The sequence below is a fragment of the Rhodococcus sp. WAY2 genome (assembly GCF_009859915.1).
In the GTDB taxonomy this organism is placed as follows: Bacteria; Actinomycetota; Actinomycetes; order Mycobacteriales; family Mycobacteriaceae; genus Rhodococcus_F; species Rhodococcus_F oxybenzonivorans.
This window is the reverse complement of the sequence record NZ_CP046572.1, coordinates 5,667,941-5,685,571: the sequence shown is the minus strand read 5'-3', so window position 1 is coordinate 5,685,571 and position 17,631 is coordinate 5,667,941. Positions and strand designations below refer to the sequence as shown.

The window sequence follows — 17,631 nt, the reverse complement described above, 5'->3', positions numbered from 1 at the left end:
CGTTCACATCCGGAAAACGCCGTAGGAGACCGGTTCGAGCGGTGCATTCGCGCACACCGAAAGAGCCAGCCCGAGAACAGTTCTGGTATCGGCGGGATCGATGATGCCGTCGTCCCACAGGCGGGCGGTCGAGTAGTACGGGTTGCCCTGCGCCTCGTACTGCTCGCGGATCGGCGCCTTGAACGCCTCCTCGTCCTCCGCCGACCACGGGTTACCCGCACTGTCCAACTGCTCACTGCGCACCGTCGACAACACCGACGCCGCCTGCTCACCACCCATCACCGAAATTCGCGCATTCGGCCACATCCACAGGAAACGCGGGGAGTACGCCCGCCCGCACATCGAGTAGTTGCCCGCCCCGTAGGAGCCGCCGATCACGACAGTGAGTTTGGGAACCCGGGCACAGGCCACCGCGGTCACCATCTTCGCGCCATGCTTCGCGATGCCGCCCGCCTCGTAGTCGCGGCCGACCATGAAGCCGGCGATGTTCTGCAGGAACAGCAGCGGAATCCTGCGTTTGTCGCACAGTTCGATGAAGTGGGCACCCTTCATCGCCGACTCGGCGAACAACACCCCGTTGTTCGCGACGATGCCGACGGGATGTCCCTCGATGTGCGCGAAGCCGGTGACCAGCGTCTTGCCGTACTCGGCCTTGAACTCCTGGAAAGTTCCGCCATCGACGATGCGGCCGATGACCTCGTGAACGTCGTACGGGGTGCGCGGGTCGGTCGGGACCACGTCATACAACTCGGTCTGCGGCGCCGACGCGGGGACGGCGCTGATCACGTCCCACGGACGCTCGGCGCGCGGGCCGAGCGTGGCGACGATGTTGCGCACGATCCGCAGCGCGTCCTGATCGTCTTCGGCGAGGTGGTCGGTCACTCCCGACACCTTCGAGTGCAGGTCTCCGCCGCCGAGATCTTCCGCGGTGACGACCTCACCGGTCGCGGCCTTCACCAGCGGCGGACCGCCCAGGAAGATCGTGCCCTGGTTTCGGACGATGACCGCTTCGTCGCTCATCGCCGGCACATAAGCGCCGCCGGCCGTGCAGGAGCCGAGGACCGCCGCGATCTGCGGGATGCCCTGCGCGCTCATCGTCGCCTGGTTGTAGAAGATCCGGCCGAAGTGCTCGCGATCGGGAAACACCTCGTCCTGCCGGGGCAGGAACGCGCCGCCCGAGTCGACGAGATAGATGCACGGCAGCTGGTTCTGCAGAGCGATCTCCTGCGCCCGCAGGTGCTTCTTCACCGTCATCGGGTAGTACGTGCCGCCCTTGACCGTGGCGTCGTTGGCCACGATCACGCATTCACGGCCGGACACCCGGCCGATACCCGCGATCACACCCGCTCCGGGGCATTCGTCGTCGTACAACCCGTTGGCCGCGAGCGGGGCGATCTCGAGGAAAGGACTCCCCGGGTCGAGCAGGGTGTCGACTCGATCGCGCGGGAGCAACTTGCCCCGGCTGACGTGCCGCTCCCGCGACTTCTCACTACCGCCCAGAGCCGCAACGGCCAGCTTCGACCGCAGCTCGTCCACCAATTTGGTGTGCTCTACCCGGTAGCCCTCTCTCGTAGTGCTTCCGCCCAGTGCCATCCTGCCGCCTTCTCGTCTTGACGCCCGTGCCGAGTGAGTTAATACTCGATAACTGAATTCAAGATAACTGTGATTAACTGAGTTGTCCAGACCGCAACCCGAAAGGAGCGAGGCAATGACCGCACACGTCGACGAAACCGGACCGCCGGCAGCACCGGCAGCACCGGCAGCACCGGCAGCGTCCACCGACGGCGCCGGAGCACCGATCACGCGTCGCGAACAGATGAAGGCGGATCGCCGCCGGCAACTTCTCGACGCCGCCGCTCGCCTCATCGCCGAACGGGGATTTCTCGGCGTCCGGCTCGAAGACCTCGGATCCGCCGCCGGGATCAGCGGTCCCGCCGTCTACCGCCACTTCCCCAACAAAGACGCCGTATTGGTCGAACTACTCGTCGGCATCAGTACGCGACTTCTGGAGGGCGGTTCCCTCGTCGCGGCGGAGGCATCCTCCCCCGAGGCGGCACTCGACGGCCTCATCGATTTCCACCTCGACTTCGCACTCGGCGAATCCGAACTGATTCGCATTCAGGACCGCGACCTCGAAAGCCTTCCCGCCGAGGCGCGGCGTGAGGTCCGGCAGAAGCAGCGACGCTACGTCGAACTGTGGGTGCAGGTGCTGCTCCGGGTGGACCCGTCGCTCGACGAAACGGATGCCCGTACCAAGGCCCATGCAACGTTCGGGTTGATCAACTCCACACCGCACAGCGTCGATCCCGCGACTCCGGCGCGCACTCGGAAGGTTCTGCGCGAGATGGCACTCACCTGCCTGCGTCCGTAATTTCGGCTACCCAGGCGCACGGCAAGGGCCCCGCCCTGGATCGGACGGGGCCCGTGCACAGCCGGGTATCTACACTCTCCGCTTACTGGTCATGGACGTGTACGCCAAGGTCAGCACAGCTGCCGCAGCGATACTGATAATCCACCGTATCCAGTCGATTCCGCCGGTATCACCCTTGTCGCTGATCGCGCCCCACACCCAATATCCGATGAGGGCGCCTGCAATGCCGAGGACGATGGTGATGAGCCACCCCATCGCCTGCTTCCCTGGGATGACCAGACGCGCGAGCACGCCGATGACCGCACCGAAGATGATGGTGCCGATGATGTCTCCAACCATTACCCTCTCCTCTCCACACGCGAGTGCGAGCGGAAGGCCACCGCTCCTTCGCAGATTAGCCAGCGTGGCAGCGGTTCAACCGTGGTTGGACAAATCGTTGCCGAATGGTTCATCTCCGGGACACGAAGAGGCTTATGACCCGCCGATCAACGCCATCGACTGTTCACGCATCTCCACCTTGCGCACCTTGCCGGTCACCGTCATGGGGAATTCGTCGACGATGTGCACATATCTAGGGATCTTGTAGTGGGCGAGCTTGCCGGTGCAGAATGCCCGGACCGCGGCTTCGTCGAGCGGCTGCGCGCCGTCCCGCATGCGGATCCACGCCATCAGTTCCTCGCCGTACTTGGCGTCGGGAACACCGATCACCTGGGCGTCGAGAATGTCGGGGTGGGTGTAGAGGAACTCCTCGATCTCGCGGGGATAGACGTTCTCCCCGCCCCTGATCACCATGTCCTTGATCCGGCCCGTGATCGCCACGTACCCGTCGGCATCCATCACGCCGATGTCACCGGTGTGCATCCACCGCGCCGCGTCGATGGCCTCGGCCGTCTTTTCCGGGTTGTTCCAGTACCCGAGCATCACCGAGTATCCGCGGGTGCAGAGTTCACCCGGCTCGCCGCGGGGAACCGTCAATCCTGTTGCAGGGTCGATGATCTTGACCTCGAGATGGGGTCCGACCCGCCCGACGGTCGTCACCCGCTGGTCGATGGTGTCGTCGGAGCGGGTCTGCAGCGACACCGGTGACGTCTCGGTCATGCCGTAGCAGATGGACACCTCGGCCATTCCCATCTGCTCGATCACCTGCTTCATCACTTCTACAGGGCACGGTGATCCCGCCATGATGCCGGTGCGCAGGGTGGACAGGTCGAACCGGTCGAAGTCCGGGTCGGCGAGTTCGGCGATGAACATCGTCGGCACCCCGTACAGCGACGTGCATTTCTCTGCCTCGACGGCTCGCAAGGTTGCCCTCGGGTCGAAGGAAGGCCCGGGAATCACCATGGCGGCGCCGTGACTGGTGCAGGCGAGATTGCCCATCACCATGCCGAAGCAGTGGTAGAACGGCACGGGAATGCACACCCGGTCGTTCTCGGTGTAATGACACAGTTCGCCGACGAAGAATCCGTTGTTCAGGATGTTGTGATGACTGAGGGTGGCCCCCTTGGGGAAACCGGTTGTTCCCGAGGTGTATTGGATATTGATCGGGTCGTCCGACGACAACCCGGCCTGCGCTGCCTCGAGCCGCGACGGGTCGTCGGCGAGGGCCGCCGCGCCGTCCGTCATCAGCGTGCTCCACTCGGGACTGCCGAGGAGAACGACCATGTCGAGATCGGGGCACTCCGGGCGCACCTCCTCGATCATGGCGCCGTAATCGGAGGTCTTGAACTCAGAAGCTGACACCAGGAGCCGGATCCCTGCCTGCCCCAGCACGTACTTCAGTTCGTGCGCCCGGTAGGCGGGGTTGATGTTGACCAACACCGCACCGATCTTCGCTGTGGCGTACTGGATGAGCGTCCACTCCGGGCAGTTCGGCGCCCAGATGCCCACCCGGTCACCTTTGACGATGCCGCGGGTGAGCAGGGCCGCCGCGAGCGTGTTCACGTCCTGCGCCAGTTCGGTGTACGTCCACCGGCGACCCGAGGGAACGTCGACCAGGGCGTCGCGACGACCGTGCGCGGCCACCGTTCGATCGAAGTTGTCTCCGATGGTGTCCCCCAACATCGGGGCGTCGCCGAGCCCGGACGTGTAGCTGGGAAGTGGCGTTGTCATAGCTTTCCTCTCCAGGCGTCGCGACGGACACCTACGGGACGGGCAGGCACACGAGGCCGTTCCGTTCTCGAATTTACTCCCGGTCGACGTGACGCCCGGTCAGAGAGCTTCGTCCTTCGTCTCGACGAGCGCCTTCGTGCACACCAGGCTCACCACGGCCAGCCCGGCGAGCATGACGCCGATCGCTGCACTTCCGTATGCCGACGCGAGCGGCGCTGCGATCAGGGGCGGTACTGCCCCGCCGAGCACACCCGCGAGGTTGTAGCCGAGGCCTGCCCCGGTGTACCGGTAGCGGGTCTGGAACATTTCGGGCAGCAGCGCCCCGCAGGGGCCGTACGCGACTCCGAAGATCGCGAGCGTCACCATCACGCCGATCGCGAAGGCGACGGGTGAACCGGTGTCGAGCAGCGGGAACAGTGCCAGCGCCCACACCACGGCCAGCGCACAGGAGATCATGATGACCCGGCGGCGACCGATCCGGTCCGAGTACAGCGCGGACACGATGATGGTGAGCCCGAAGACCACCGCCGAGACGATGCCGACGGTCAGAACGAAGGGACGGCTGAATCCGAGCGTCGCGGTGCCGTAGCTGGTGAGAAAGGCTGTGCCCATGTAGAAGAAGGCGAAGAGCGTGGCGAGGGCACCGGCGGAGAGAAGGATTTCCTTGGTCTGGTAGCGCCACGCATCCATGAGCGGGAGCGTCCGGGGTGCAACATCGGCCCGGTCGGCCTCCTGCACGGCGCGGAACACCGGTGTCTCCTCGATCGCGAGGCGCATGTAGAGACCGATACCGACCAGGACGGCGCTGAAGAGGAACGGTATCCGCCACCCGTAGTCGAGGAAGGTGGAGTTCGTGTCACCGAAGACGGCGCCGGTGACGAGGAAGGTGGCACTCGAGAGGATGAACGCGACGGCGGGGCCCAGCTGGGGGAACATCGCATAGAGTCCGCGTTTGCCCGGTGGGGCGTACTCGGCGGTGAGCAGTGTGGCGCCTGCCCATTCACCGCCGACCGCGAATCCCTGACCGAATCGCAAGAGCACCAGAAGAATCGGGGCCGCGACACCGATTGTGGCGGCACCGGGAAGCAGTCCGATCAGGAACGTGGAGACGCCCATCAGGATCAAGGTGGAAACGAGGGTCTTCTTACGACCGATTCTGTCCCCGTAGTGACCGAAGAGCATGGCTCCTACCGGTCTGGCGACGAAGGCCACCGCGAACGTCGCGAACGACGCCACGGTTCCGGCGGTGGAGCCCAGGGCGGGGAAGAACACCTTGGGGAAAACCAGCGCCGCAGCGGTTCCGTAGATGAAGAAGTCGTAGAACTCGATCGTCGTCCCGATGCCACTGGCGACGGCCACCTTACGAACGCTGGTGCCGCCCTTGCGCACCGGCGCGGGAGTGTGGGGCACTCCCGCACTCGATGTGGAGACTGTGCTCACTCGATTCCTCCGTGGTCCGTGTGGATGTCCCGACTTCCGGGACAAGAGGAAAGGTAGTGACCTGGCTCACGTCGTCACCACCCCCGAATGGGGGGTGGTGACTTCCGCCTGCCCGGGAGGGCTTCAGGCCGGCGTGCCCGCAGCGCCCAGCAGCTCCCTGCGCAGTTCCGTCCACACCGTGGCATAGGAGTCGATGACCGGCTCGGCTATCCACTTCTTGTCTCCGGCAGCGGCTTTCGCGAGCGCGTCCGCGAACAGGTCCTGATAGCGGGACAACCGCGGGACGAACGCCGACAGGTCGTCGAACACCACGGAGGCGCGGCGATCGAGGTCTGCAAGCTGATCGGCGTCCGCGGTGTCGATCAGTGCGACGAACTCCTCGTGGAACGGCACGAAGCTCTCGTACACCTCCGCGATGGAATCCTCGTCGATGGACACCCGCTCGGCGTCGAGCTGGTCCTCGAGTTCGGCCAGTCCCGCCTCGGTCAGAGCGATCCGGCCGCTCGATACTTTCTCCGCCTTGCCCTGGCTCAGCAGGGCGTCGTAGGCGGCCTGCGCGGACGCCGCGGCGACTCCCAGGTGTTCGGCGAGCACATCGGCACTGACCTGCTCTTTCAGACGCACAGCCTGCAGTAGGGCCAACTCGTCCACATTGCCAGCGAAGGCCATAGGTCTTCTCCTCGTCATACCCGTGCAGGGTCGTTACGGGCAGACCCGGGCGGACCTGCCGACCCTCTAGGTAACACGACTACAGTTCGAGGATCTCCGAGGGGGCCGCCAGCGCATCCGCGCGGGAGGTGTCCTTCAAATCCACACCGGATCTGCCGAGCTTCCTGGCACCGACGACGAGCGACGCCACGACGCGCGCCGCGACCTCGTACCCGAGCCCTCCGGGGGGATGGATATTGGATACGCAGTTCCGGTCTGCGTCGGTGCGTCCGGGCCGGGGAAGGTGGGTCAAGTAGACACCCACACTGTCGGCCACCGACAGGCCGGGCCGTTCCCCGATGAGCAGTACGAGCGTCTGCACTCCCATCGCCTCGGCGATGTGATCACCGAGCGCCACCCGGGCCTGAGTGGCGATGACGGGCGGTGCAAGAGCGTAGGTGTCACCGAGCTGCGCGACCAGAGCCGACAGGAGTGGAACCCCGTGATCGGCCAGCGCGCGGGGTGAGAGACCGTCGGCGAGCACGAATCCGACCTCGGCGGTACCCCTCGGAATGGAGGACAGGTCGGCGGGGGACCTGCCGAGGTCCGGTCGTCTCAGGTACTCGCCACGGTCGCTCGCCTGACTGGCGACGACTACCGGCCGTCCCAGACCGACCGTCTCGACCTGGTCCGCCAGCGCTGCCGCGTCGAGCGGCTGGTGCACCGCATCGCGCGCCGCGGCGTGCGCCGAGCGGAACTCGAGCACCCGCCGAGTGGGCAGCGCATCACCGGCCCGGCCCAGCCCGATTCGGGCCTGCGTCGTGGCGCGCAGTTCGGTCCAGAAGTCCTGCGCTGCAGGTTCGTGCGCACTGTGGTTCACGATGCCACCGTCAGAGCCCGCAGCGGTGAGGCCGCCGCATCCACCGGCAGAATCCTGCCGTCGCCGTCGACCATGCCGAGACGGCGCAACCAGTCCTCGAACTCGGGTGCAGGCCGGAGCCCGAGGACCTGACGAGCGTAGAGGGCGTCATGGAACGACAGGCTCTGGTAGCCGAGCATCACGTCGTCCGCACCGGGCACCGCGATGACGAACGCCGCGCCGGCGACACCGAGCAGGGTGAGCAGCGTGTCCATGTCGTCCTGATCGGCCTCGGCGTGATTGGTGTAGCAGACGTCGACGCCCATGGGCAGTCCCAGCAGCTTTCCGCAGAAGTGGTCCTCGAGCCCGGCCCTGATGATCTGTTTTCCGTCGTACAGATATTCCGGTCCGATGAACCCGACCACGGTGTTGACGAGAAGCGGCTCGAGGTCGCGCGCCACGGCATACGCCCGGGCCTCGAGGGTCTGTTGGTCGACGGCCCGGCCGCCCGTACCGAGGTGCGCGCCCGCACTGAGCGCCGATCCCTGCCCGGTCTCGAGGTACATGACGTTGTCGCCGACGGTGCCGCGCCGCAGCGAGCGGCCCGCTTCGTTGGCTTGCCGCAGAAGCGCGATATCCACACCGAAACTCGAGTTGGCGCCCTGGGTTCCGGCGATGGACTGAAACACGAGGTCGACGGGAACGCCTGATTCGATCAGTCCCATGGTGGTGGTGACGTGAGACAGGACGCACGACTGCGCAGGGATGTCGAATCGCTGACGGATGTCGTCCAGTAGATGAAGGAGCTCCGAGGTGGCATGCGGGGAATCCGTCGCCGGATTGATGCCGATCACCGCGTCTCCGCACCCGAGGAGCAGACCGTCGAGTGTTGCGGCCGCGATCCCGCGCGGGTCGTCGGTGGGATGGTTGGGTTGCAACCGGGTGCCCAGAGTGCCGGGCCGGCCGAGCGTGGTTCGGAACCCGGCGGTGACGTGCACGGCCCGGGCCACAGCGATGAGATCCTGGTTCCGCATGATCTTGCTGACCGCGGCCACCATTTCCGGAGTCAGTCCCGGGCCGACTCGCCGCAGGATCTCGGCCGCATTCTTGCCCGCTGCCACCTCGAGCAGCCAGTCCCGGAATCCGCCGACCGTGAGATGGGAGATCTCACCGAAGGCCACCCGATCGTGCGAGTCGATGATGAGCCGGCTCACCTCGTCGTCCTCGTAGGGCACGACGAGTTCGTCGAGGAAGGTGGTGAGGGAAACGTCGGCGAGGGCCCATTGCGCCGCAGCACGTTCGGCGTCCGAAGACGCGGCGCAGCCGGCGAGCTCGTCCCCGCTGCGAAGCGGCGTGGCCTTGGCCAACAGGTCGACGAGCCCGTCGAACGTATATCCGACACCGGCTATCGAGTGCGTGTACATGGTCATCCCAGCTCTTCCTCTGCCTCCGCAAGAGCAGCAAACTCCTCGTCGGGGGAATTGGCAACCAGGTGATGGCGGCTGTACAGGCCGAAGTAGGCCATGAACCCGGCAAAGGCGATCAGCGTCCACAGTGCGGCGACCGGGTCGACGAGGAACGTGGCAATCACCGCAGCGGCCGCGATCACGAGGGCGAAGGAGGTGGTGGCAATTCCGCCCGGGGTGCGGTACGGGCGCGTCATGTCGGGTTCGCGGCGGCGGAGCACGATGTGACTGATCATCATCAGCACGTAGCTGACGGCTGCGCCGAACACCGCCATGTTGAGCAACATGGCACCTTCACCGGTGAGGGAGAGCGCGAAACCGATGACGCCCGGGACGATGAGCGCGAGGGTGGGAGCCTTGCGGGAATTAGTAACCGACAGATTCTTCGGCAGGTACCCGGCACGCGACAACGCGAAGGTCTGCCGCGAGTACGCGTACATGATCGAGAAGAAGCTTGCGACCAGCCCGGCCAGGCCGATGTAGTTGACCACCTTGGCGGCGGTACCGTCACCGAGGGCCTCGACGAGTGGATTGCCCGAAGTCGCCAGACCCTCGGCGCCCATCGCTCCCGTGGCGAGGAACAGCACAGCCGCCGCCGTAACGAGCAGGACGAGCATGCTGATGATGATCCCGCGCGGTACGTTCTTTTCCGGCTCACGCGCTTCTTCCGCGGCCAGCGGAACACCCTCTACCGCAAGGAAGAACCAGATCGCGAACGGTACCGCAGCCCAGATGCCGAACAGGCCGAACGGCAGGAAGCTCGACGCTCCCACCGCGTCGGTGGGAGCGATGTCCGTCAGATTCCCCGCATCGAACAGCCCGATCGCCGAGATCACGAAGATGACGAGCCCGACGAGGGCGATCGCGGTGATCACGAACATGGCCTTGAGAGCCTCGCCCGCACCCGTGAGGTGGATGCCGATGAAGATGGCGTACACGGCGAGGTACACCCACCAGCCGTCGGTGATCCCGAAGAGCTCGAGCGATTCGACGTAGCTGCCGATGAAGGTGGCAATCGCGGCGGGTGCAATCGCATACTCGATGAGAATGGCCGTGCCGGTGGCGAATCCACCCCACGGACCCAGTGCGCGCCGGGCGAAGGTGTAGCCGCCTCCCGCCGCCGGGAGCGCAGACGACAGCTCCGCCATACCGAGAACCATCGCCAGGTACATGCCTGCGATGACCACACCGGCGATCAGCAGACCACCGAATCCGCCCTCGGCGAGCCCGTTGTTCCACCCCGCATAGTCACCGGAGATCACATAGCTGACTCCGAGGCCGGCGAGAAGTACCCACCCTGCCGATCCCTTTCGGAGGGTGCGCTTTTCGAGATAACTGCTGTCCTCGGAGTGATAGTCCACACCATCGTGGTGGTCACCGGTTCCGGAATTCTTGGATGGTTCAACGAGTGACATTCCGTCCCCTACATCGATATGAATGCTGCCGCGGCGCACGTGCCGAGGCGAACGGTAAGCGTGCTGTGTACACGTCGTGTCAGCGTGGGGTGTCCACGACGTAAAAACCGGAGCCGCGTCATGTGCCCGGGCGGGCGCCGGGCACGGGGCAGGCGTCGACCGCCTCGGCGACCACCTGCGGCTCGGCGGACGGGGCGGGCCGCCAGCCCTGCTCCCACCGCTCACCGACGATGACGTCTTCGGCTGCGAGGCTGGTGTTCTCCTCGGGTGTGAAGGCGCGGGCCCGGCTGAGGAACCGCATCCCTTCGGGGCTTTCGACGCTGAAGCCCGACCCACGACCCGGCACGACGTCGAGTACGAGCTGCGTATGCTTCCACGCCTCGAACTGCGAACCGGAAATCCACACCGGAACCGCGTCGACGCCCTCGGGGTGCGTCGGCAACGTCTCACCGACGCCGAGACGGAGGTCCAGGACGCCGAGCAGCACGTCCCGGTCCCCCACGATGAACTCGCCGTCCGGGTAACACATCGGCGCGGAGCCGTCACAACATCCACCCGACTGATGCATCATCAGCGCGCCGTGGATACCGCCGAGGCGGCGGAGAAGCTCCACCGCCCCGGCGGTTGCCTTCAGGCGCGCGGGCGCCCGAACCGCGTCCATCAGAAGAAGCCCTGAGCCTTTGCGGCGTAGCTGACCAGCAGGTTCTTGGTCTGCTGGTAGTGCTCGAGCATCATCAGGTGGTTCTCACGGCCGATGCCGGATTGCTTGTAGCCACCGAATGCGGCGTGCGCCGGGTACTGGTGGTACGTGTTGGTCCACACCCGGCCGGCCTGGATGTCACGGCCCGCGCGGTAGGCGACCCCGCCGTCACGCGACCACACACCGGCTCCCAGGCCGTACAGGGTGTCGTTGGCGATCTCGATGGCCTGCTCGTAATCCTTGAACGAGGTGACCGACACGACGGGCCCGAAGATCTCCTCCTGGAAGATCCGCATCTTGTTCTGGCCGGTGAAGATGGTCGGCTGAACGTAGTATCCGCCCGACAGATCGCCGCCGAGCTCCGCGCGCTCGCCACCGGTGATGACCTTGGCGCCCTCACCCTTGCCGATCTCGATGTAGGACAGGATCTTCTCGAGCTGATCATTGGACGCCTGCGCGCCGATCATCGTGTCGGTGTCGAGCGGGTCACCCTGACGCACGGCCTTGGTGCGAATGGCGGCCATCGCCAGGAACTCGTCGAAGATGTCTTCCTGGATCAGCGAGCGCGACGGGCAGGTGCACACCTCGCCCTGGTTGAGGGCGAACATCGTGAATCCCTCGAGTGCCTTGTCCTGGTAATCGTCGTTGGAGGACATGACATCCGAGAAGAAAATGTTGGGGCTCTTGCCACCCAGCTCGAGAGTGACCGGAATCAGGTTCTGCGAGGCGTACTGCATGATGAGCCGGCCCGTGGTGGTCTCGCCCGTGAACGCGATCTTCCTGATCCGGGGGCTCGACGCCAACGGCTTGCCCGCTTCGACACCGAAGCCGTTGACGATGTTCACCACACCGGCGGGCAGAAGGTCACCGATGATGGAGATCAGGTGCAGGATCGACGCCGGAGTCTGCTCGGCAGGCTTGAGCACTACCGCGTTTCCGGCGGCCAGTGCCGGCGCCAGCTTCCACACGGCCATCAGGATGGGGAAGTTCCAGGGAATGATCTGGCCGACCACGCCGAGCGGCTCGTGGAAGTGGTAGGCGACGGTGTCGTTGTCGATCTCCGACAGGGCCCCCTCCTGCGCTCGAATGGCCCCTGCGAAGTAGCGGAAGTGATCCACGGCCAACGGAATGTCCGCGTTCAGGGTCTCGCGGATCGGCTTGCCGTTGTCCCAGGACTCGGCGAGCGCGATGGATTCGAGGTTCTCCTCGATACGGTCGGCGATCTTGTTCAGGATGATCGCGCGCTCGGCCACGGACGTCTTGCCCCATGCCGGTGCCGCGGCGTGCGCGGCGTCGAGCGCGAGCTCGATGTCCTCGGACGTAGACCGGGCGACCTCACAGAACGGCTGGCCGGTGACGGGTGTCGGATTCTCGAAGTACTGGCCCTTGACGGGCGCAACCCACTGGCCGCCGATCCAGTTGTCGTAACGCGATTGGAAGGACATGACGGCGTCGGGCGAACCCGGGCGGGCATACACGGTCATCGATAACTCCCTGGTGTCGTGAAGCTCAATTGCTTTTCGGATGTGACTCACAACACTAGGGAACGTACCGTTGCAACTACGTTGCGTACTGCTGATCGAACAGATCGACCCGAGACTTGACCTGCGAGTACAGGGGCGAACGTGGATCGAGTCCGGCGAGATAGGCCTCCCACGCGGCCACGTCTGCTCGGCCGTGCACCGACGTGGTCCACCGCGCCAGCAATCGCTGGTCACCCTCACGGAGCAACGCGGCCTGCACCCGCGCACGCAGTTCGTCCCGGATGTCCTCGACGCCGGGTGCGTCGGATCCGGGCAGCACCGGACCGGAATAGATGTCCAGTGCAGCGGCGAGCTCGCCCCGGTCGAGGGCACTGCGCACCTGCTGCACATCCGACACCAGGTCGGCGAGCAACCGATACGGACGCGAACCGATACCGGCCGTCCCGAAAACTTTTCGGAGCCGGGACATCTCGGCCCTGATCGTGACCGAGTCCAGATCACTCTCGTCGAGGAGGACGGCGAGACGGTCCGAACTGAGCCCCTCGGGATGCTCGGCGAGGAGCAGCAGGATTTCTGCGTGGCGCCGCGACAGCGGAGTACGCCGGCCTTCACGGACGAGGCTGGGCCGACCCGAGCCCAGTACCTCCAATCGGGTGACGGTGTCGACGAGGGGCTGCGGCGAGCGCAGCAGATTCAGCCGTAGTTCGGCTTCTGCCGCGGCAACGGTGGCCCGAATCAGCGAGAGCACCTCGGGGACGGCTACCCGCGGACCACCGGTGATGTCGATCGCCCCGACGATCAGCCCGGTAGCAGGATCGTGGACCGGGGCAGCCGAGCAACTCCACTCGTGGACCGAACGGCTGAAATGCTCGGCACCGAAGATCTGCACGCAGTGATCGAGGGCCAGAGCCGTTCCCGGCGCGTTGGTGCCGACGGTGTCTTCACTCCAGTCGGCACCCTCGACGAAGTTCATGTTCAGCGCGCGATCCTTGGCCGTGGAATCGCCTTCGACCCACAGTAGCTGTCCCTTCTCGTCGGTGATGGCGACGAGAAGACCGGTATCGGCCGCGTCCTCGACGAGCAGTTTGCGCACGACCGGGCGGATCAGCGCCATCGGATGCGAGGCCCGGTACTCGGCCAGCTCCGAGGCGGCAAGATGATCTGCCCGGGCGGCGCCGTCCGGATTGACGCCCTTACGGGTGCTCCGCATCCACGAATCGAGGATGACGGAGCGGACGGCATTCTGCTCCGTGTCGGGGACGGCGGGCACGGACCGGTCGACGAACAATTGGTGCGCCGAAGACACCCGTCGTGCGAGCACTGCGACATCGTCGCCGGGTCGTACGGCGACCCACGGGTTGCCCCCGGTGGGCGGTTGCTTCTGCATCGGATCCTCCACGGCGTCTCTACTACTGTAACGCGGGCCACACTTCCGGCGGGCAAGGGCTGTCGGGCAGGTAGGGGCTGTCACCCCGAGAGGAAGGTACTGACCCGTTCGGCCACCATCACCGCGGTGGCGTGCGGGCCACGACTCGGCACCACCGGGAACACCGACGTGTCGGCAATGGTGAGTCCGTCGATTCCGTGGACGTTGCAGCGCTCGTCGACCACCGCGCCGGCGTCGTCCGAATCCCCCATTCGGCAACTGCCACAGAGGTGCTGCGACGTCCCCAGGTGGGCGCGCACCGCGTTGTCCGACACTTCCTCTGATACCGGCTCCACCAGCGGGCGGAAGGCCGGCGATCGGAGAAGTTCCACACCGAGCGCGACGCCGTCCCGGAGCGCCCGGCGATCGGAGTCCGTTTCCGCGTAGCGATACTCTATCCGCGGACGAACGCGGCGGTGCGGGGACGCCAGCCGAATTCGACCACGGCTCTCCGGGGTCATCACACCTATTCCGAGCCGGGGAACGGGCTGACCGGACCCGGGCACGAGGACATCGAAAGATGCCGTGTACGGACGGATTTCGATCTGCCCGACGTTGAGCACGGCCTCGAGCACCGGACTGGTGGCGTCGCGGCGCAGTGGAGCCCGCACCCGATAGGGCAGACCCACTTCGGGGTGGTCGCTGAAGTCGCTCCCGACACCCGGTGCATCCGTCACCGGACGAATGCCGTTGTCCCGCAGATGTTCAGCCGGCCCGATTCCCGAGTGCATCAGCAGCACAGGCGTCTCGACGGCGCCTGCCGCGAGAACGACCCGATCCGCCCGGACCACCCGTCGAGCGCCGCCGCTGTCGATCTCGACGCCGACCGCCCTGGTGCCGGAGAAAAGAATGCGAACGACGTGCGAGTCGACGTCGACCGTGAGATTGGGGCGATCGAGGGCGGGCAGCAGATAGGCCGACGCCGTACTGACCCGCCGGCCGTCGCCGACATTGAGCGGCACGGGTCCGATTCCCTCGCCGTCGCGCCCGTTCTTGTCCGCTTCCTCCGCGAACCCCAGGTCGAGGGCGGCGAGGTGGAAGGCTGCACTCACCGCACTCAGCCGATCGGCCGGTTGCCTGCGCACCGGCACAGGGCCCGTTGCCCCATGCAATGGACCCTCGAAATCGACATCTGTCTCCAGTGCGCGGAAGAAGGGCAGCACGTGGTCGTACGACCAGGACGGCGGCCACCGATCGAAGTCCGGCGCCGTCCCGCGGATGAAATATGCACCGTTGACGGCGCCCGAGCCTCCGAGGACATGACCGCGCACCATGGCCGAAGGTATGCCGGGCGTCAGTTCGATCCCGTAGGTGTCGCCGTAGGGACTGCGCGGGCCGACCGGCAACGTGCGGTAGTCGAGCACGGAGGAACACTCGGCCGCCGATCGATACCCGGGACCGGACTCGAGCAGGACGACGGTTCGGTCAGAATCCTCGCTGAGCCGCGCAGCGACGACACAACCACTCGAACCACCGCCGACGACTACCACGTCGGCAGCTCGGACGGGACCGGCCACTACGATTTCAGCCGAGGCTTCACGGCGTCGAAATCACGGGCAGCGATCACGCCCTTCCACAGTCCGGCACCGTAGGCGATGTCGTCGATCCGTTTGAACGCAGTGTGCCGCACGGGACCCAGTCCGCCGGGTTCACGGTGGGTGACCCAGTCGGCGACCCCCTCCGCGATCGCGATGGCGAGGGCGATCCGGCGGATCCGTCTCGACAGCACCACCGCCACGAGCGTGATCGGCCAGTAGTGCCGGCACATCGCGGAGGCGAGCTGCCAGGCACCGCCCGCAAACCCTTGGGCTGCGAGGATCGCGGCGATGCGGGTGGGCTGATCGAGCCCGGTGAACATGCGGCGAAGACGCACCACCATCATCGCCAGGGTGGCGACGGCTCCGAGCAGACCGAGCCGAGTGCAGGTGGCCGCGGCGATGCACGCGAAAAACGTCCACGGAGACATGGACAGCGGCGGAACCATCCCCGCGTGCCGCGAGGCGAGCGGCGCCGCACCTGTCCCGTAGAACAACTTGCGGTCGAACCACCTGCCGAAGGTGACCCGGTGATCATGCGCCACATGAGCCACAGGCTCGTACCGCAGCCGCCAGCCGGATTCCTGCAGGCGCCAGCACAGGTCTACATCCTCGGCAACGTGCATGGACTCGTCGAATCCACCGAACTCGTCCACCACCTCACGGCGGGCGATCATCGCCGCGCTGGGCACATACGACACGGGCCCACCGGATTGGACCGCCGATTCCTTGCGCCCCAGATCCAGTGAGGATCGGCCGTGCTCGTATCGCGCCAGCGTGCTCGCCTCGGGGTCGAGAGCGACGATCCGCGGGGCCACGAGCGCGACCGCAGGGTCGCTGAAATGGCCGAGCATCACTTCGATCCATCCCGTTCGAGGCAGCACGTCGGAGTCCAGAAAGGCAACGAAGGGGGTTGCCGCGGAACGGAGACCGGTGTTTCTTGCCGCGGCGGGACCCCTGGCGGTGTCGTGGCGGAGAACGGTGACGCGTCCGCACCCGTTCTGCAACGCGGGAGAGACCACCGGAACGTCGGAACCGTCGTCCACCACGATCACTTCCAGGCCCCGCAGCGACGCGAGGAGGCGGTGGAGCCCGCCCGGATTGTTCTTCACCGGAATGACCACGGTGACGTCCTGGGGTGAGGGAGTGCTCATCGGCCGCGGATTGGCGACGCCGGAATCGAGGAGTCTGCGGGCGACCACCGCCGACTGCGGATCGACGACCTCCAAGAATCCGTCGCCGATCATGGCCGCAGCGGTAGGCGCGAGTTTCAACATGCGTGTCGGTGAACCGCCGATGAGGACTCGGCCGCCGGAATATGCGCGCACCTTCGGATCGATCCGGATCCCGAATCCATCGGGAAGTCGAGCTTGGCGCATCAGTCGATGGTAGGCGGGTCGGACAGCACGGGCAGGTCATACCGGATATCGGGAACACCGAAGGTACGACGATGCGTCCTCAGCCACCCGAGGACTCCCGCGTGGGTCATGTGAGCCTCCCATCGGGGCCCGGCTCCCACCGGGCCAGTGCCTTGGACACGTCTTCGACGAGTGCGCCGAACAAGTGCGCCCCCTCCGCGGCCGTGGCGCCCGTCGGATCACCGAGCACGCCGTTGGCCGACACGGCGACCATACCGCCTTCGCGCAGTCTTGGCATCAAGCTTGCGAGAGGTTCGACATTGCCGGGTTCGGCGCTGGACAAACGTACCCGGTCGGGTGAAAGGTGTAGCAACAGGGACGTTTCCGTACGGCCGGCGTGCGCATCTGCACCCGGCACGGCGCAGGGTACCCAGGCGACATCCCGGCCCTCGTACCGGAGCAAGGCAACAGCCTTGACCAGCGCGGGACCGTTGCCGCCGTGACCGTTGACGAACAGCACCCGACCCGCCCAGCGGCACGCCGACCTCCCGTACTCCACCAGCACCGTGTCGAGCGCATCCGCGCCGAGCGACACCGTTCCCGGAAACGCCTCGTGCTCGCCGCTGGCTCCGTAGGCAATCGCGGGCGCCGCCAGCACACCGGGCAAGGCCCCTGTCACCGCTGCGGCGATTGCCGTGTCGGTGTCCAGCGGAAGGTGCGGGCCGTGCTGCTCGAGGGAGCCGACAGGGACGGCGACAGTCGCCCCGCCGCGGTCCAAATCCGTCCACACTGCGTCCTCGAGGGGCCCGGAAGCGGTCAT

The 17,631-nt window shown here is 66.1% G+C and carries 15 protein-coding genes; 1 reads left to right on the top strand and 14 read right to left on the bottom strand.

The genetic code is table 11. From position 1 onward, the window contains the following. Positions 1-3: 3 nt before the first annotated feature. Positions 4-1,593, bottom strand: coding sequence for a carboxyl transferase domain-containing protein (locus GFS60_RS25535; protein WP_159925583.1), 1,590 nt, complete (start codon positions 1,591-1,593; stop codon positions 4-6). A gap of 223 nt (positions 1,594-1,816) precedes the next feature. Here GFS60_RS25535 and GFS60_RS25530 point away from each other — a divergent pair, with 223 nt between their 5' ends. Continuing rightward, complete coding sequence (locus tag GFS60_RS25530; protein WP_159927530.1) at positions 1,817-2,371, top strand: SACE_7040 family transcriptional regulator; 555 nt, start codon at positions 1,817-1,819, stop codon at positions 2,369-2,371. A gap of 69 nt (positions 2,372-2,440) precedes the next feature. Here the strand turns inward: GFS60_RS25530 and GFS60_RS25525 are convergent, their stop codons facing one another. The 13 genes from GFS60_RS25525 to mftE form a co-directional block, all read right to left on the bottom strand. Further along, a complete protein-coding gene (locus GFS60_RS25525; protein ID WP_159925581.1) occupies positions 2,441-2,710 on the bottom strand; it encodes a GlsB/YeaQ/YmgE family stress response membrane protein in 270 nt (89 codons plus the stop codon). A 132-nt stretch (positions 2,711-2,842) separates the two neighbouring features. After that, a complete protein-coding gene (locus GFS60_RS25520) occupies positions 2,843-4,480 on the bottom strand; it encodes an AMP-binding protein (protein WP_159925579.1) in 1,638 nt (545 codons plus the stop codon). A gap of 99 nt (positions 4,481-4,579) precedes the next feature. Further along, positions 4,580-5,920: an MFS transporter gene (locus GFS60_RS25515; protein ID WP_201453448.1), complete on the bottom strand. Its 1,341-nt coding sequence runs from the start codon at positions 5,918-5,920 to the stop codon at positions 4,580-4,582. A 123-nt stretch (positions 5,921-6,043) separates the two neighbouring features. Beyond that, positions 6,044-6,589 (bottom strand): hypothetical protein, encoded by a 546-nt coding sequence (locus GFS60_RS25510; RefSeq protein WP_159925577.1) that lies wholly within the window; start codon positions 6,587-6,589, stop codon positions 6,044-6,046. Positions 6,590-6,668: 79 nt separating this feature from the next. Next, the gene (gene eutC, locus GFS60_RS25505; RefSeq protein ID WP_159925575.1) at positions 6,669-7,448 is read right to left on the bottom strand and encodes an ethanolamine ammonia-lyase subunit EutC; all 780 of its coding nucleotides are present in this window, start codon (positions 7,446-7,448) and stop codon (positions 6,669-6,671) included. Then, positions 7,445-8,857 (bottom strand): ethanolamine ammonia-lyase subunit EutB, encoded by a 1,413-nt coding sequence (locus tag GFS60_RS25500; protein ID WP_109331683.1) that lies wholly within the window; start codon positions 8,855-8,857, stop codon positions 7,445-7,447. The genes eutC and GFS60_RS25500 overlap by 4 nt, the downstream gene beginning before the upstream one ends. After that, on the bottom strand, positions 8,854-10,308 hold the full coding sequence (gene eat / locus GFS60_RS25495) for an ethanolamine permease (RefSeq protein ID WP_159925573.1): 1,455 nt from the start codon (positions 10,306-10,308) through the stop codon (positions 8,854-8,856). The genes GFS60_RS25500 and eat overlap by 4 nt, the downstream gene beginning before the upstream one ends. Positions 10,309-10,426: 118 nt before the next feature. Next, a complete protein-coding gene (locus GFS60_RS25490; protein ID WP_159925571.1) occupies positions 10,427-10,969 on the bottom strand; it encodes a DUF779 domain-containing protein in 543 nt (180 codons plus the stop codon). Further along, positions 10,969-12,492, bottom strand: a complete 1,524-nt coding sequence (gene adh, locus GFS60_RS25485; protein WP_159925569.1) for an aldehyde dehydrogenase — start codon at positions 12,490-12,492, stop codon at positions 10,969-10,971. Before adh ends, GFS60_RS25490 begins: the two co-directional genes overlap by 1 nt. Before the next feature lie 76 nt (positions 12,493-12,568). Then, positions 12,569-13,879: a helix-turn-helix domain-containing protein gene (locus GFS60_RS25480; RefSeq protein ID WP_159925567.1), complete on the bottom strand. Its 1,311-nt coding sequence runs from the start codon at positions 13,877-13,879 to the stop codon at positions 12,569-12,571. Between the two features lie 80 nt (positions 13,880-13,959). Further along, positions 13,960-15,435: a mycofactocin dehydrogenase MftG gene (gene mftG, locus GFS60_RS25475; RefSeq protein ID WP_159925565.1), complete on the bottom strand. Its 1,476-nt coding sequence runs from the start codon at positions 15,433-15,435 to the stop codon at positions 13,960-13,962. Beyond that, positions 15,435-16,832: a mycofactocin biosynthesis glycosyltransferase MftF gene (mftF, locus tag GFS60_RS25470; protein ID WP_159925563.1), complete on the bottom strand. Its 1,398-nt coding sequence runs from the start codon at positions 16,830-16,832 to the stop codon at positions 15,435-15,437. The genes mftG and mftF overlap by 1 nt, the downstream gene beginning before the upstream one ends. Positions 16,833-16,938: 106 nt before the next feature. Beyond that, entirely contained in the window at positions 16,939-17,631 is a 693-nt protein-coding gene (gene mftE / locus GFS60_RS25465; protein WP_109331689.1) for a mycofactocin biosynthesis peptidyl-dipeptidase MftE, read from the bottom strand.